Consider the following 15,131-nt stretch of genomic DNA (forward strand, 5'->3'; position numbering starts at 1 on the left):
TCGCCCATCGCCCGCACCTGCTACTCTCAGAGGTGTTGCAGTTTTTTAGCGTTTGGATAACGCAGTATTTACAAAATGAAAGGGACAGCCCGTGAGAAAACCTTTAGCACTCTTTTTTCCGCTTTATACCACCACATTACTGATGCTGCTCGGTTCCGGCCTGCTCACCACTTACATTTCCCTGCGACTGTCGGCGATACACGTCAGCGGCGCGATGATCGGGGCGATTATCGCCGCCAACTACATCGGGCTGGTGATCGGCGGTAAAGTCGGCCATATCCTGATCGCCCGCGTCGGGCACATTCGCGCCTACGTCTCCTGCTCCGGCATCATTACCGCCGCCGTTCTGGGTCACGGTCTGACCGACATTATCCCCGTCTGGGTGGTGCTGCGGCTGATCATCGGCCTGTGCATGATGGTGCAATACATGGTGCTGGAAAGCTGGCTGAACGATCAGGCCGAGGCCAATCAGCGCGGCGTGGTTTTCGGATTTTACATGGTGGCGTCATACCTCGGGATGTCGCTCGGTCAGGTCGTTTTGATGCTCGACAGCGGCCTTGGCGTCAGTACGCTCATCATGATCGCGCTGTGTTTCGCGCTCTGTCTGGTCCCCATCGCGCTGACGACGCGCACCAACGTTGGCCATATGTCTCCGGCGCCGATGGAGCTTAAATTCTTCATCGGTGCGATCCCTAAGGTGCTGGCGATTACGCTGGTCATCGGCATGGTGGTCGGCTCGTTTTACGGGATGGCGCCGATTTACACCAGCCAGCAATCGCTGACCACTCAGCAAACCGGTCTGTTTATGGCGCTGGCGATCTTCGCCGGGCTGCTGGCGCAGTTTCCGCTGAGCTGGCTGTCAGATCGCTATAACCGAAATATGCTGATGCGCATCAACGCAATCCTCCTGGCGGTCGCCGCCCTGCCGCTGGCGTTGCTCACGCATATTTCGTTCCCCGTGCTGCTCGGCATCGGTTTTGTGGTCAGTCTGATGCAGTTCACGCTGTATCCGCTGGTTGTGGCCCTGGCCAATGACATGATCGAACCGGAGCGCCGCGTCTCGCTTTCCGCCTGTTTGCTAATGGCGTTTGGCGTCGGTGCCTGTATCGGTCCGCTGGCCGTGGGCGCGCTGATGGAACCGCTCGGCGGCAATATTCTGTATGCCTTTTTCGCCCTGTGCGGAGCGGCAATCGTTGCGCTCAGCCGGACCTCTGCGAAAGAAGAAGAAACCGTGATGGCGGTCGATGCGCCTCTGCCGCACATCGCTATGCCGGACAGCCTGAGCAGTTCACCGCTGTCGCCTGCGCTGAATCCGGCCTTTGACGAGCAAATGATTCAGGAAACGATGCCTGCGCCGGAAAACGTCACCGAACCGGCAGTGGAAGAAAATGAAGTGACTGAAGAAGAGGAAGAAAGCCCGTATCCGCCGCAGGGTGCAGACCCCGAAGTGGATACCGGCTTACAGCGGGCATTTACGTTGCTCGAAGACAGTGTGCCGGAAGAAACAAAAACTCTAGGCCGGGTTATCGATGTCGATGAACATCACATCTAACCCATGCTCTTCCTGCAACCATTCGCCTAAGGCTTTCACGCCATAACGTTCGGTGGCGTGATGGCCAGCGGCATAGAAATGCAGCCCCATTTCGCGGGCGATGTGGATGGTTTGCTCGGAGACTTCGCCGCTGATGAATGCATCCACGCCAAACTCTGCCGCCTGCTGAATGAAGCCCTGACCGCCGCCGGAACACCATGCGACGCGACGGATTTCCTCTGGCCCACCTTGCGCGCTGTGCAGCACTTTGCGATCTAAAATCACTTCAATCCGCTGACGTAATGCTTCCCCGGATAACGGCTTTTCGAGCTCGCCATACGGCACCAGCGGCATGACTTCACCTTGCACATCAATGCCAAATAACTCAGCCAGCTGCGCGTTATTACCGAGTACCGGGTGGGCATCGAGCGGTAAATGGTAGCCATACAGATTGATATCATTCACCAGCAGGGCTTTCAGCCGGTTGCGCTTCATACCGCGAATAACCGCCGGTTCGTTTTTCCAGAAGTAACCGTGATGCACCAAAATTGCGTCCGCTTCGACGGCAATCGCGGCATCCAGCAGATCCTGAGACGCCGTCACCCCGGTGACCACGCGCTGCACATTACGACGCCCCTCGACCTGAAGGCCGTTAGGCGCGTAATCATTGAAATTACTGACATCCAGTTTCTGGTTAATCAGGGCTTCAAGCTGGAGATTGTTCATGGTTATTCCCGGGTTAGAATGGCTTATCAAAACGTTAATTTATCACCCTGCTGCATCCGCACAAACTTCACGCCCAAATTATTGCCTTTCTCCAGCTGCTGCATGATCTCTTTTTCAGGATCCGCACCGGCTTTCAGGCTGGGTTTCACGTGGCTGATAATCACCGTCAGGTCTTTCAGCGTTCCCTCCCCACCGGCGTATTGTTGCAGATTGCCAAGCTCTTTCAGCAGCCAGTGCGGCGTGAGATGACCGAACAGTTTGCTGTCAGGTACGTCATCAGGATAAGAGGTTTCGATGATAAGCCCCTTCAGGCGTTTTGCCTTGATTTCATCGCCGAGCACGCGCCAGACGGCGTCGAGATTTTTTGATTTCTCGACTTCATCCGGCCCTGTATCGCCAAAGAAGGCAAAGGACTGGTTATTGCGGCTGACCAGAATCATGCTCGAAGGCGTACCGCCGTGGCTGAGCGGGTAAATGCGGCCATCAAGGCCGGTAAGGCCAAGGGAGAATCGCTGATCCGTACGCTGTAAATTCAGGCGATAAGTGCCGATACGCAGGCCGCTGCCGGAATCGGTAAAGTTCGGCCAGATGCGGCCGTTGAAGTAATGCTGACGCAGCGTGCCGATGGTGTCGGCGGTGCCGTAAATCGGTTTTTTGGTGTCTTCGGGCGAGCTGATAATCAGCCCGGCCAGATGGTCGAGGTGACCGTGGCTGATAAAGTAGCCACCGATCAGGTTGCGAAATACCGCGCCCTGCGGGGTGTAGGGGGCGGCATTTTCAGTCGTCACTTCGGGGAAACTGCCTTTCTCCAGCGCTTTTCGGATGCCCGGCAATACGGAACCGGCGTCCAGCCCGAGGTACAGTTTTTGATCATCACTGCGCACCAGATATGACGTCAGATTTCCTTCCTCAACGCCACCGTTGACACCCAGTGCAACCACATCAAAGGCCGCCACGGCCTGGCTCGTCCAGCACGCCAGTATCAGCGCCAGCAGGTGTTTTTTCATCACATCGCTCCTTGTCGTGGTGATTAGCAAAAAGGTCAGTCTGACCGGTTTTTTGCCGCCTCAAACGCCGCAAGCGTGTCTTTGCGTGCCCTTGCGTGATCAATGATCGGCAACGGGTAGTCTAGCACGCGGTGCTGTTTTTCCGCCCAGCGATGCGGTGTGTGTATGTCTTTTTCCGGCACGTCCGACAGTTCCGGGATCCAGGCCTTGATAAATCGCCCGGCTTTGTCAAAGCGTTCGCCCTGCGTTGTCGGATTGAAAATGCGGAAATACGGTGCGGCGTCGGTCCCTGTCGACGCGCCCCACTGCCAGCCGCCGTTGTTGGCGGCCAGATCGCCGTCGAGCAGCTGCGACATAAAATAGCGTTCGCCTTCACGCCAGTTGATCAGCAAATCCTTCACCAGAAAACTGGCGACGATCATCCGCAAACGGTTGTGCATCCAGCCCGTGGCGTTGAGCTGACGCATCGCTGCATCCACAATCGGATAGCCGGTTTTGCCCTCTTTCCACGCCTGAAGGTCTTCAGGCGCATGACGCCAGCGCACGCCGTCGGTCCAGCCGACAAAGGGCTGATGTTTACAGAGTTTCGGCCAGGCGACGATCAGATGTCGGTAAAACTCACGCCAGATAAGCTCGTTCAGCCAGCCAAACGCGCCACCGTCGGTTCGGTCGAGCACGTCAGGGCATTCGGTGCGTAGCCGGTTGAAACACTGACGTGGCGAAAGCACGCCGATCGCCAGATACGGCGAGAGCGAACTGGTGCCATCGACGGCGGGTAAATCGCGCTGCTGAAGATAATCCTGCACCTGCTCACGGCAAAAACTGCGCAGCTGATTGCGCGCCGCGTCTTCGCCGACAGCAAAATTCTCGTCAATGTTTTCCAGCGGATAATCGAAAGGCATTAACTTATGCATCACCGTTTTCTGCCCGTGCTCTCGCGCTTTTGGTGCGGGCAAGGAGCGGCTGTCGGATTCGGTCAGGCGGGATAAAAAGGCCCGACGAAACGGCGTATAGACTTTGTACATCTCGTCGTTACCGGTAGTGACCGATCCCGGTGGCAGCAGCAGACTGTCGTCAAATGCGTGACATATTACGTCCGCGCCGACGGTTTTTTCCAGCTCGTCATCGCGCAGACGTTCATTGATTTCATACTGTTTGTTGTAAAACAGCGCATCCACTTTTTCCGCCTCGCAGAACGCTTTCATCCAGCTGACACTGGCCGCGAAATCATCACACTGATGGTAATGCAGCGGGATCCCGCGTTCCGCGAGAGCATGTTGCAGCGACTGAAGATGCTGATAAATAAACGCCGCCTGGCGCGGTGCCATCTCGTGTTGTTTCCACTGGTCGGGCGTGGCAATAAAAACGGCGATCACCCTCGCCTGCGGATCCTCGCAGGCGGCGTGCAGCGCGCGGTTGTCGGTAATACGTAAGTCATTGCGGAACCAGACTAAATGCGTGGCCATAAAATTCCCTTTAGTGTCCGTAACGCAAGCGCAGCGCTTCCGGGTAAGGCTCGAAATATCGCTGATCGGCCAGATATGCATCCGGGTATTCAGACATGTAATGTTTCAGCAACGTGATCGGGGCTAGAAGCGGCTGCATTCCCTGACGGTAGCGGTCGATAAGCCCCGCCAGTTCCTGACGCTGTGCAGAAGTAAGCTGTTTACGGAAATAGCCCTGCACGTGCATCAGCACATTGGTGTGATTACGTCGGGTGGCTTTGTGATTAAGCAGCGCCATCAGCCGCTGGCGGTATTCGACAAAATAATCCTCCAGCGATGTCCATTCAGCCATCGCAGCGACAAAGCGCCCCAGCTCCCGGTATTCCGGCTGCGAATGCGCCAGTAAAGAGAGTTTGTAACGGCTGTGAAACGCCATCAGTTTGCCGCGCGTCAGACCGCTTTCGCGCAGCTGATTCAGCTCGAAAAGGGTAAATACCCGCTCCACGAAATTTTCGCGGATCACCGGATCGTTAAGCCGACCGTCTTCTTCCACCGGCAGCCAGGGGTGCTGTTTCATCAGCTCTGCGGTGTAGAGGCCCACGCCACTCTTCTTGGCATCTTTGCCGTTGGCGCTGTAAACCCGCACGCGCTCCATGCCGCAGCTCGGAGATTTGGCGCAGACGATGTAACCACAAAGCTGCGTTAAAGGCGCCACGCGCTTTTCGGCGTAGCTCTGCATTTTTTCGGTGATATCGATGGTTTCATCATTGCTAAAGCGCATCGCGACGCCATTATCCATTCTGACCAAACGCAACGCCGGACGCGGCGTTGGCAGTCCGATAGCCATTTCCGGGCAGATCGGTTCGAAGCGAACATAAGGCGCCAGCTGCTCTACAGCAAAGGCGAACCGCTTGTGGCCGCCATCGAAGCGAACGTTGTCGCCCAGCAGACATGCGCTGATGCCGATAGGGATTGTTTTCGTCATTGTCAGCTCCCGCCGTTGAAGTGAAAAAGGGAGTGTCAGTGATTCATCACTCTCATGTATTACTCAGTATAAGTTATACATAAAAATAATGTTGTACAGGTTTTCCGAAAGGGCAATAAAAAAGCCCCATCTGGAAGACAGGGCTTTTGTTTAGCTCCTCCCCTGCGAAGGGGAAGGAGTGAGTTCACCATTAATAGAAATCTTGTGTCGCCATCTCAGCATGCACCAGCCAGACCGGCTTATCGCTGGTCTTCATCCAGACGCGGTGTAGATAGCTGTAAAAACGGGCGCGATCGGCGCGGAACAGCATAACCGGTAAGGCGAGAAGTCCGGCAGCCAGCACAAAAGCGCGGCGGGCCAAAATACGGGTCATGGTGTAAGGCGTGTAATCAGACGTAGCTTTCATCGCGTTGCTCCTGTGCAAATTTCAGAACTTTTATAGAAACTGGAAGTTGTGAAAAATTTTACGGCAATTGCTGAAATTTTACCACTCATCTGACCACTTAAAAGTGTAAATTTTCGCCACTTTCCGCCTTAAGATGTAATTGAGTTACAAAATGGTTAAATAAATACATCGATAAAGTTTCTTTTAAGTTTTTTATTTGCGCATTTTTATACTTTCTTTACACCTAAGCCCCCTTTCTTTTCAGGATCTTTGCCCGCGTTTTTTTATTCTCCTCCCAACATAAAAACACACCTGTGGAGGTGGATTGTGACTGTTGGCGTAATCTGCGGCGCATTGCTGGTTCTTCTGCTGCTCGGCTATCTGGTTTATGCCTTGCTGAATGCGGAGGATTTTTAAATGGCCGCGACCGGATTCTTACTGATTGCCAGTTTTATGCTGGTGCTTTTGCTGCTGGCAAAACCACTGGGTAACTTTATTGCTCAACTTATTGAAGGACAGCCTGGCGCATTTTTGCAGCGCGTAGAAAACGGGGTATTACGCACGTCTGGCAGCAGCGATACTGAGATGAACTGGTGGCAGTACGCGCTGGCGATCATGGTGTTCAACATTCTGGGGATTGTTGTGCTGACGGCCATGCTCATGGCACAAGGCGGATTGCCGATGAACCCGCAGCATTTTGGCGGATTGTCGTGGGATCTGGCGTTTAACACCGCCGTCAGTTTCGTCACCAACACCAACTGGCAGGCCTACAGTGGCGAAAGCACGCTGAGCTATCTGAGCCAGATGGTGGGTTTAACCGTTCAAAACTTCCTGTCTGCGGCAACCGGTATCGCCGTGGCGTTTGCCCTGATCCGCGCCTTTGCGCGACCTTCTGCACAAACCATTGGTAACGCCTGGACGGATTTATGGCGCATCACGCTGTATTTGCTGCTGCCGGTCGCCTTCCTGCTGGCACTTTTCTTCGTCAGTCAGGGCGTGATTCAGAACTTCGAAGTTTATCAGCACATCACCACGCTGGAAGGCCTGCAACAAACCTTGCCGATGGGGCCGGTGGCTTCACAGGAAGCGATCAAAATGCTGGGCACCAACGGCGGTGGTTTCTTCGGTGCTAACTCGGCGCATCCGTTTGAGAACCCGACGGCGTTGACCAACATGGTCCAGATGCTGGCGATCTTCATCATCCCTTGCGCCCTGTGCTTTGCGTTCGGTCGCGTGGTCGGTGATAACCGTCAGGGCAACGCGCTGGTCTGGGCGATGTCGGTGATTTTCGTGGTGTCAGTGGTGGTGGTGATGTACGCCGAGTTGCAGGGTAACCCGCACTTCACGGCGCTCGGTGCCAGCAGCAACATCAATATGGAAGGCAAGGAGAGTCGCTTCGGCATTCTCGCCTCCAGCCTGTATGCGGTGGTGACGACGGCAGCCTCCTGCGGTGCGGTCAACGCGATGCATGACTCCTTCACCGCGCTCGGCGGGATGGTGCCGATGTGGCTGATGCAGATTGGTGAAGTGGTGTTCGGCGGCGTGGGCTCAGGCCTGTACGGCATGCTGCTGTTCGTGCTGCTGACGGTGTTTATCGCCGGGCTGATGATTGGTCGCACACCGGAATATCTCGGCAAGAAAATCGACGTTTACGATATGAAGATGACGGCGCTGGCGATCCTGGTCACCCCTACGCTGGTGCTGCTCGGCACCGCGCTGGCACTGGTCACCGACGCCGGTCGGGCGGGCATTCTTAACCCCGGTGCGCACGGTTTTAGCGAGGTGTTGTATGCAGTGTCTTCCGCCGCCAACAACAACGGCAGCGCGTTTGCCGGGCTTGGCGTCAACACGCCGTTCTACAACCTGTTGCTGGCGTTCTGCATGTTCTTCGGACGCTTTGGCGTGATCCTGCCGGTGCTGGCGATTGCCGGTTCACTGGTGGCGAAAAAACGTCAGCAGGCAGGCAACGGCACGCTGCCGACGTCTGGTCCGCTGTTTATCGGCCTGCTGGTCGGGACCGTACTGTTAGTCGGCGCGCTGACCTTTATTCCGGCGCTGGCGCTGGGGCCGGTCGCGGAACATCTGCAGGTCTGGTCAGCACAATAATGCTGCGTAATTCGTTTAATTAATGAATATAGAGATTAATAAAATGACTCGTAAACAACGTGCGCTGTTTGAACCCCGCCTGATCCGCACTGCCCTGTGGGATGCGGCGAAAAAGCTGGATCCCCGCGTTCAATGGCGCAATCCGGTGATGTTCGTGGTGTATCTGGGCAGTATTCTGACCACGGTTATCTGGCTGGCGATCCTGCTGCATCGCACCGACGGCAGCGCCGCTTTTACCGGCAGCGTGTCGCTGTGGCTGTGGTTCACCGTGCTGTTTGCCAACTTTGCCGAAGCACTGGCGGAAGGCCGCAGCAAGGCCCAGGCGCAGAGCCTGAAAGGCGTCCAAAAAACCAGCTGGGCGAAAAAAATCTATGAACCGCGCCCGGATTCGGCGGTGATCAAAGTCGCCGCGGACGAGCTGCGTAAGGGCGATATGGTGCTGATCGAAGCCGGTGATACCGTGCCGTGCGACGGTGAAGTGCTGGTCGGCGGCGCGTCGGTGGATGAAAGCGCGATCACCGGCGAATCTGCGCCGGTCATCCGTGAATCCGGCGGTGACTTCTCCTCGGTGACAGGCGGGACGCGCGTACTCTCCGACTGGCTGGTGGTGCAATGTTCCGCTAACCCCGGCGACACCTTCCTGGATCGCATGATCGCTATGGTCGAAGGTGCGAAACGTCGTAAAACGCCAAACGAAGTGGCACTGACTATCCTGCTGGTGGCCCTGACGCTGGTCTTCGTGCTGGCAACCGCCACGCTGTATCCGTTCTCGCTGTTTAGCGTCGACGCCAGTCATGCAGGCATTCCCGTCACCGTGACCGTGCTGGTCGCGCTGTTGGTGTGTCTAATCCCGACCACCATTGGCGGTCTGTTGTCTGCTATCGGCGTGGCAGGGATGAGCCGCATGCTGGAAGCCAACGTGATCGCCACCAGCGGCCGTGCGGTGGAAGCCGCCGGTGACGTGGATGTGTTGTTGCTGGATAAAACCGGCACCATCACGCTGGGTAACCGCCAGGCATCGCAGTTCCTGCCCGCCCCTCAGGTGACGGAACAGGAACTGGCCGATGCCGCGCAGTTATCTTCACTGGCTGATGAAACGCCGGAAGGCCGCAGTATCGTGGTCCTGGCAAAACAGCGCTTTAATCTGCGCGAACGCGACATTCATTCGCTGAATGCCACTTTCGTTCCCTTCTCGGCGCAAACCCGCATGAGCGGCGTAAACGTCGGCGACCGTAATATTCGTAAAGGCGCGGTGGACGCTATCCGTCGCCATGTGGAATCCAACGGCGGCACGTTCCCGAAAGCCGTCGACGGGCTGGTAGAAACCGTGGCGCGTAAAGGCGGTACGCCGCTGGTGGTTGCTGAAGGCGCGAAAGTGCTGGGCGTGGTCGAACTGAAAGACATCGTTAAAGGCGGCATCAAAGAACGTTTCGCCGAGTTGCGCAAGATGGGCATCAAGACGGTGATGATCACCGGCGATAACCGTCTGACCGCAGCTGCCATTGCCGCCGAAGCGGGCGTCGATGATTTTCTGGCTGAAGCCACGCCGGAAGCCAAACTGGCGCTGATCCGCCAGTACCAGTCGGAAGGCCGTTTAGTGGCCATGACCGGCGACGGGACCAACGATGCCCCGGCGCTGGCGCAGGCTGACGTCGCGGTGGCAATGAACTCCGGTACGCAGGCAGCGAAAGAAGCCGGGAACATGGTGGATCTGGATTCTAACCCGACCAAGCTGATTGAAGTGGTGCACATCGGGAAACAGATGCTGATGACCCGCGGCTCGCTGACCACGTTCAGTATCGCCAACGACGTCGCCAAGTATTTCGCCATCATTCCGGCGGCATTCGCGGCCACCTATCCACAGCTGAATGCTCTGAACGTGATGCACCTGACCTCACCGTCTTCGGCCATCATGTCGGCGGTCATTTTTAACGCCCTGGTGATTGTGTTCCTGATCCCGCTGGCGCTGAAAGGCGTGAGCTATAAGGCCATGAGCGCCGCGTCGCTGCTGCGCCGTAACCTGTGGATTTATGGTGTGGGGGGGCTGCTGGTGCCGTTTGTCGGTATCAAGATTATCGACATGATTCTGACCGTTTTACACCTGAGCTGATTGATTAATAAGGAAGACCATTATGTCTGTTACACGTATTGCGTATGTTCGCCCGGCTCTGGTGATGACCGTTCTGCTGACGCTGGCGACCGGCGTGGCCTATCCCCTGCTGACCACCGGCGTTTCCGAACTGGTGTTCAGCTCGCAGGCGATGGGATCGCTTATCAAAGACGGCAGCAACAAGGTGATAGGGTCAGAGCTTATCGGGCAGAATTTTACCCGCAATGAGTACTTCTGGGGCCGTCCGTCAGTGACGTCCGATACGCCGTATAACCCGATGGCGTCGGGGGGCAGCAATCTGGCGGCCAGTAATCCGGCACTGGATCAGGCGGTGAAAGACCGCGTGATCGCGCTGCGTAAAGCCAATGCGCAAAGCACCGCCCCGGTGCCGGTCGATCTGGTCACTGCCAGCGGCAGCGGGCTGGATCCGCAGATATCCATAGAAGCAGCGCAATGGCAGGCACAGCGCATTGCCAGCGCACGCGGCTTGCCACTGGCGCAAGTGGATAAATTGATTGATGATAATACATCATCACCACTGATAGGTTACCTCGGCCCGACCGTGGTCAACGTGCTGGAACTCAATCAGGCGCTGGATAAACTGAAAGCCCATTAATTTAGCCAAAATAATTCGGGTCGCAGGAAGGCGGCCCGAAGTATGAAGGATAATATGACAGAAGATAACCGCCCCGATCCTGACAGCTTACTGGCGCTCGCCAACGAAAAGCCGCGCGGGCAACTGAAGGTCTTTTTCGGTGCCTGTGCGGGCGTCGGGAAAACTTATGCCATGTTGCAGGAAGCGCAGCGGCTGCGCGCCACCGGCCTCGATGTGCTGGTCGGCGTGGTGGAAACTCACGGGCGGCAGGAAACGCAGGCGCTGCTGCCGGGGCTGACATTGTTGCCACCCAAACGCATTCACCACCGCGGACGTCAGGTGCAGGAGTTTGACCTCGACGCCGCGCTGGCGCGCCGCCCAGCCCTGATCCTGATGGACGAACTGGCGCACAGCAACGCGGCCGGTTCGCGCCATCCTAAACGCTGGCAGGACATCGAAGAATTACTCAATGCCGGTATCGACGTGTTTACCACCGTAAACGTTCAGCATCTCGAAAGCCTGAACGACGTGGTCAGCGGCGTAACCGGCATTATTATTCGTGAAACCGTCCCCGACCGTCTGTTTGATGACGCCAGCGAAGTGGTGCTGGTGGATTTACCCCCCGACTCCCTGCGTCAGCGCCTGAAAGAGGGCAAAGTTTATATTCCCGGTCAGGCTGAACGCGCCATCGAGCACTTTTTCCGTAAAGGCAATCTTATTGCCCTGCGCGAACTTTCACTGCGCCGCACCGCCGATCGCGTTGACGATCAGATGCGGGAATACCGCGACGATCAGGGCGTCAACCGCGTATGGCACACCCGCGATGCGCTGCTGTTATGCATCGGGCACGGCGGCGGCAATGAAAAGCTGGTCCGCGTTGCATCACGTCTGGCGGCGCGCCTTGGCTGCGTCTGGCACGCTGTGTATGTCGAAACGCCACGTCTGCACCGCTTGCCTGAAGGCCAGCGCCGCGCGATTTTGCATTCACTGAAACTGGCACAGGAGCTGGGCGCTGAAACCGCCACGCTCTCAGAGCCGCACGAAGAACAGGCGATTTTGCGCTATGCCCGCGAGCATCGACTGGGCAAAATCATGATGGGCCGCCGCCGTGAAAAACGCTGGAAACCCGGTGGCAGCTTTGCCGACAAGCTGGCAGATATCGGCCCGGATCTCGATCTGATTATCGTCGGGCTGGAAGATTCCCCTGCCACGCCGGTGCGTAAAGAGCAGGATTCACGCACGTTCGCCGACCGCTTCAGCCGCCAGCTGTGGGGCTGTTCGCTGGCTGTCGCACTGTGCGCGCTGATCACCGTACTGGCACAGTGGCTTATCCCGGCCTTCGACCAGGCCAACCTGGTGATGGTCTATCTGCTCGGGGTGGTGATCGTCGCACTGTTTTATGGCCGCTGGCCGTCGGTGCTGGCGGCGGTGATTAACGTCGTCAGTTTTGACTTATTCTTTGTGCAGCCGCGCGGCTCGCTCGCCGTCACCGACGCGCAATATCTGGTGACTTTCGGCGTGATGCTGCTGGTCGGTATTCTGATCGGGAATCTCACCGCCGGTGTACGTTATCAGGCGCGCATCGCCCGCCATCGCGAAAAACGTGCACAGCATCTGTATGAGATGTCGAAAAGCCTCAGTCAGGCGCTGACGCCGGAAGCCATCGCACAAACCAGCCGCCACTTTATTTCCTCCAGCCTGCACGCCAAAACCGCCATTCTGCTGCCGCAGGAAAACGGCGAGCTGGCGCAGCCTGCCGGAGAAGTAACGTCGATTGTGGTGGACGACGCCATCGCGCGCTGGAGTTTTGATAAGAAACTGCCCGCCGGTGCGGGCACCGATACCCTGCCCGGCGTGCCGTATCAGTTGCTGCCGCTGGTGGCGTCCGGCGGATCCTGCGGGCTGCTGGCGGTGGAGCCCACCAACATTCGCCAACTGCTGGTGCCGGAACAGCAGCGTTTGTTGCAGACATTTACCGTGCTTATCGCCAACGCCCTCGACCGCCTGCATTTGGCCGCCAGGGCGGAATCTGCACGTCTGGAAACCGAACGCGAGCAGCTGCGCAACTCACTGCTTTCGGCTCTCTCTCACGATTTACGCACGCCGCTCACCGTGCTGTTCGGGCAGGCGGAAATCCTGACGCTGGATCTGGCTTCAGAGGGCTCAAAACACGCCCCGCAGGCCAGCCAGATCCGCCAGCAGGTACTGAGTACCACGCGGCTGGTGAACAATTTGCTGGATATGGCGCGCATTCAGTCGGGCGGGTTTAATCTGCGCAAAGAGTGGCAGTCGGTGGAAGAGATCACCGGCAGCGCGTTGCGGATGCTGGAACCGGTGCTGGCCAACGATAATATCGAAATCGATTTACCGGCAGAAATGGTGCTGGTGAACTGCGATGCCAGCCTGATCGAGCGGGTGCTGATCAACCTGCTGGAGAACGCCCATAAATATGCCGGGATCGGCGCAACCATCGGTATCAAAGCCACGCCGCTGGAGGAATGGCTGGAGATCGAAGTCTGGGATAACGGCCCCGGCATTGCGGCGGGAACCGAGCAAAGAATCTTTGAGAAATTCGCGCGCGGGAATAAAGAATCGGCCATTCCGGGTGTAGGGTTGGGATTAGCCATTTGTCGTGCCATTATTGAGGTGCACGACGGCCGGATCTGGGCAGAAAACGGTCCGAACGGCGGTGCGCGTTTCCGTTTCAGGCTGCCGCTGGAAGCGTTGCCTGATATGGAGAATGACATGGAAAAAGACATCGGCGAGGCCCCGTGACCGCATCCCCCATCAATATTTTGATTGTTGAAGACGAAAAAGAGATCCGCCGCTTTGTGCGCACAGCGCTGGAGGCGGAAGGCTTACGGGTGTTTGAAAGCGAAACATTGCAGCGCGGGCTGATTGAGGCCGGCACGCGAAAACCGGATCTGATTATTCTCGATCTCGGTTTACCGGACGGTGACGGCCTGACCTATATTCGCGATTTGCGCCACTGGAGCGCCATCCCGATCATTGTGTTGTCGGCACGCACCCGCGAAGAAGACAAAATTGCCGCGCTGGATGCCGGTGCCGATGATTTTCTCACCAAGCCATTTGGCGTCGGTGAACTGCTGGCGCGGGTTCGTGTGGCGCTGCGCCGTCAGGCAAACAGCTCGCAGGAAAGCCCGCTGGTCACGTTTTCCGATGTGACTGTCGATCTGATTAACCGTCGCGTACAGCGTAACGGTGAGGACTGTCATCTGACGCCGATCGAGTTTCGCCTGCTGGCCGAGTTGCTGGCAAACAGCGGCAAAGTCATTACACAACGTCAGTTACTGAGCCACGTCTGGGGCCCGAATTACGTCGAACACAGCCATTATCTGCGCATCTACATGGGGCATTTGCGCCAGAAACTGGAGGCCGACGCCACCCGTCCGCGTCATTTACTGACCGAAACGGGAGTGGGTTATCGCTTTATGCCGTAGGGGCTTCGGTGGCGTCAGTGTCGGTTTTAACCGGCGCAAATTCCGCTTCGATACTCTCTGCCGCCTGCTGCAAAATCGCGCTTACACGCAGTACCTGCTCCGGCGTTAAATCATCACGCATCATATTGCCGCGCAGCGCGTGTTTCAGCCGATGCATGGTTTCATGGATGCCTGCCGCCAGATTGTTTTCCTTCGGTCGGGTTGCACCGGCCAGACGGGCAAAAATCACATCCACCGCATCCTGATGCTGCGCCAGCTCAGTTTTACCGGCTTCGGTTAACTGATAGCTTTTGCGGCCATTTCCGGTGGCCACGGCTTCCAGAAAATCTTGTTCTTCCAGCAATGTGAGCGTCGGATAAATCACCCCCGGACTTGGCACATACAGGCCAGAAGAGGCTTCTTCGATGGCTTTGATTAACTCATACCCATGACTCGGTTTCTTCGCCACCAGCGCCAGCAGAACGCGGCGTAAATCACCATGCTCAAACAGACGATGCACACCGCGTTCACCGCGAGGACCGCCCCGGCGACCTTCGCCACGACCACCGCGACGTTCACGACCTTCTTCACCACGTTCTTCACCACGATGACGGCCGTCACGACGTAAAGCATGACGCTCGCTGTGACCACTCACTTCTGACTCATGACGGCAATGGCCGCGATGCCCCTCTTCCCTGCTACCGTGACCACGATGACGGCCTTCAAACATTTTGCTAAACATATTTTATGTCCTATTTAGATATATCGAATTATTTCGATATATCTAAATTAGATCGAATT

Annotated in this window: 13 protein-coding genes; 7 read left to right on the forward strand and 6 right to left on the reverse strand. The window is 56.8% G+C overall.

Translation table 11 applies throughout. The features are described 5' to 3' along the window. Positions 1-142: 142 nt before the first annotated feature. Complete coding sequence (locus AC0Z7K_RS02885; RefSeq protein ID WP_413528301.1) at positions 143-1,552, forward strand: MFS transporter; 1,410 nt, start codon at positions 143-145, stop codon at positions 1,550-1,552. Here the strand turns inward: AC0Z7K_RS02885 and AC0Z7K_RS02890 are convergent. The 5 genes from AC0Z7K_RS02890 to AC0Z7K_RS02910 form a co-directional block, all read right to left on the reverse strand. After that, positions 1,514-2,257, reverse strand: a complete 744-nt coding sequence (locus AC0Z7K_RS02890; RefSeq protein ID WP_485612702.1) for a type 2 GTP cyclohydrolase I — start codon at positions 2,255-2,257, stop codon at positions 1,514-1,516. The two genes, AC0Z7K_RS02885 and AC0Z7K_RS02890, sit on opposite strands and share 39 nt — an antisense overlap. 26 nt (positions 2,258-2,283) lie before the next feature. Beyond that, on the reverse strand, positions 2,284-3,264 hold the full coding sequence (locus tag AC0Z7K_RS02895; protein ID WP_485612703.1) for an MBL fold metallo-hydrolase: 981 nt from the start codon (positions 3,262-3,264) through the stop codon (positions 2,284-2,286). A 35-nt stretch (positions 3,265-3,299) separates the two neighbouring features. Continuing rightward, positions 3,300-4,730 carry a deoxyribodipyrimidine photo-lyase gene (phrB, locus tag AC0Z7K_RS02900; RefSeq protein ID WP_485612704.1) on the reverse strand — a complete coding sequence of 477 codons (1,431 nt, stop codon included), beginning with the start codon at positions 4,728-4,730 and terminating at the stop codon, positions 3,300-3,302. A 10-nt stretch (positions 4,731-4,740) separates the two neighbouring features. Then, complete coding sequence (locus tag AC0Z7K_RS02905; RefSeq protein WP_413528252.1) at positions 4,741-5,694, reverse strand: YbgA family protein; 954 nt, start codon at positions 5,692-5,694, stop codon at positions 4,741-4,743. 190 nt (positions 5,695-5,884) lie between these two features. After that, entirely contained in the window at positions 5,885-6,100 is a 216-nt protein-coding gene (locus AC0Z7K_RS02910; protein ID WP_413528251.1) for a YbfA family protein, read from the reverse strand. 306 nt (positions 6,101-6,406) lie between these two features. Between AC0Z7K_RS02910 and AC0Z7K_RS02915 the strand changes: the two genes are divergently transcribed. From AC0Z7K_RS02915 to kdpE, 6 genes are read left to right on the forward strand one after another with little or no spacing between them, the layout of a single operon-like run. Then, complete coding sequence (locus AC0Z7K_RS02915; protein WP_101075733.1) at positions 6,407-6,496, forward strand: K(+)-transporting ATPase subunit F; 90 nt, start codon at positions 6,407-6,409, stop codon at positions 6,494-6,496. Further along, on the forward strand, positions 6,497-8,185 hold the full coding sequence (gene kdpA, locus AC0Z7K_RS02920; protein ID WP_485612707.1) for a potassium-transporting ATPase subunit KdpA: 1,689 nt from the start codon (positions 6,497-6,499) through the stop codon (positions 8,183-8,185). A 43-nt stretch (positions 8,186-8,228) separates the two neighbouring features. Continuing rightward, positions 8,229-10,295 (forward strand): potassium-transporting ATPase subunit KdpB, encoded by a 2,067-nt coding sequence (gene kdpB / locus AC0Z7K_RS02925; RefSeq protein WP_485612708.1) that lies wholly within the window; start codon positions 8,229-8,231, stop codon positions 10,293-10,295. Between the two features lie 22 nt (positions 10,296-10,317). Next, the gene (kdpC, locus tag AC0Z7K_RS02930; RefSeq protein WP_485612710.1) at positions 10,318-10,911 is read left to right on the forward strand and encodes a potassium-transporting ATPase subunit KdpC; all 594 of its coding nucleotides are present in this window, start codon (positions 10,318-10,320) and stop codon (positions 10,909-10,911) included. 54 nt (positions 10,912-10,965) lie between these two features. Further along, on the forward strand, positions 10,966-13,665 hold the full coding sequence (kdpD, locus tag AC0Z7K_RS02935; protein ID WP_413528300.1) for a two-component system sensor histidine kinase KdpD: 2,700 nt from the start codon (positions 10,966-10,968) through the stop codon (positions 13,663-13,665). Then, positions 13,662-14,351: a two-component system response regulator KdpE gene (kdpE, locus tag AC0Z7K_RS02940; RefSeq protein ID WP_413528247.1), complete on the forward strand. Its 690-nt coding sequence runs from the start codon at positions 13,662-13,664 to the stop codon at positions 14,349-14,351. Before kdpD ends, kdpE begins: the two co-directional genes overlap by 4 nt. Here kdpE and AC0Z7K_RS02945 read toward each other — a convergent pair. Further along, on the reverse strand, positions 14,341-15,072 hold the full coding sequence (locus AC0Z7K_RS02945) for a PadR family transcriptional regulator (protein ID WP_485612712.1): 732 nt from the start codon (positions 15,070-15,072) through the stop codon (positions 14,341-14,343). The two genes, kdpE and AC0Z7K_RS02945, sit on opposite strands and share 11 nt — an antisense overlap. Positions 15,073-15,131: the final 59 nt, after the last annotated feature.

This window comes from Rahnella sp. 1L-D-7-B-C2, from assembly GCF_057290995.1.

Bases quoted from the DNA above. Each gene is read 5' to 3' on its own strand.
- kdpC (WP_485612710.1), top strand. From the start codon at position 10,318: ATGTCTGTTACACGTATTGCGTATGTTCGCCCGGCTCTGGTGATGACC.
- AC0Z7K_RS02910 (WP_413528251.1), bottom strand. From the start codon at position 6,100: ATGAAAGCTACGTCTGATTACACGCCTTACACCATGACCCGTATTTTG.
- AC0Z7K_RS02905 (WP_413528252.1), bottom strand. From the start codon at position 5,694: ATGACGAAAACAATCCCTATCGGCATCAGCGCATGTCTGCTGGGCGAC.
- AC0Z7K_RS02885 (WP_413528301.1), top strand. From the start codon at position 143: ATGCTGCTCGGTTCCGGCCTGCTCACCACTTACATTTCCCTGCGACTG.
- phrB (WP_485612704.1), bottom strand. From the start codon at position 4,730: ATGGCCACGCATTTAGTCTGGTTCCGCAATGACTTACGTATTACCGAC.
- AC0Z7K_RS02890 (WP_485612702.1), bottom strand. From the start codon at position 2,257: ATGAACAATCTCCAGCTTGAAGCCCTGATTAACCAGAAACTGGATGTC.
- kdpD (WP_413528300.1), top strand. From the start codon at position 10,966: ATGACAGAAGATAACCGCCCCGATCCTGACAGCTTACTGGCGCTCGCC.
- AC0Z7K_RS02945 (WP_485612712.1), bottom strand. From the start codon at position 15,072: ATGTTTAGCAAAATGTTTGAAGGCCGTCATCGTGGTCACGGTAGCAGG.
- AC0Z7K_RS02895 (WP_485612703.1), bottom strand. From the start codon at position 3,264: ATGAAAAAACACCTGCTGGCGCTGATACTGGCGTGCTGGACGAGCCAG.
- kdpB (WP_485612708.1), top strand. From the start codon at position 8,229: ATGACTCGTAAACAACGTGCGCTGTTTGAACCCCGCCTGATCCGCACT.
- kdpA (WP_485612707.1), top strand. From the start codon at position 6,497: ATGGCCGCGACCGGATTCTTACTGATTGCCAGTTTTATGCTGGTGCTT.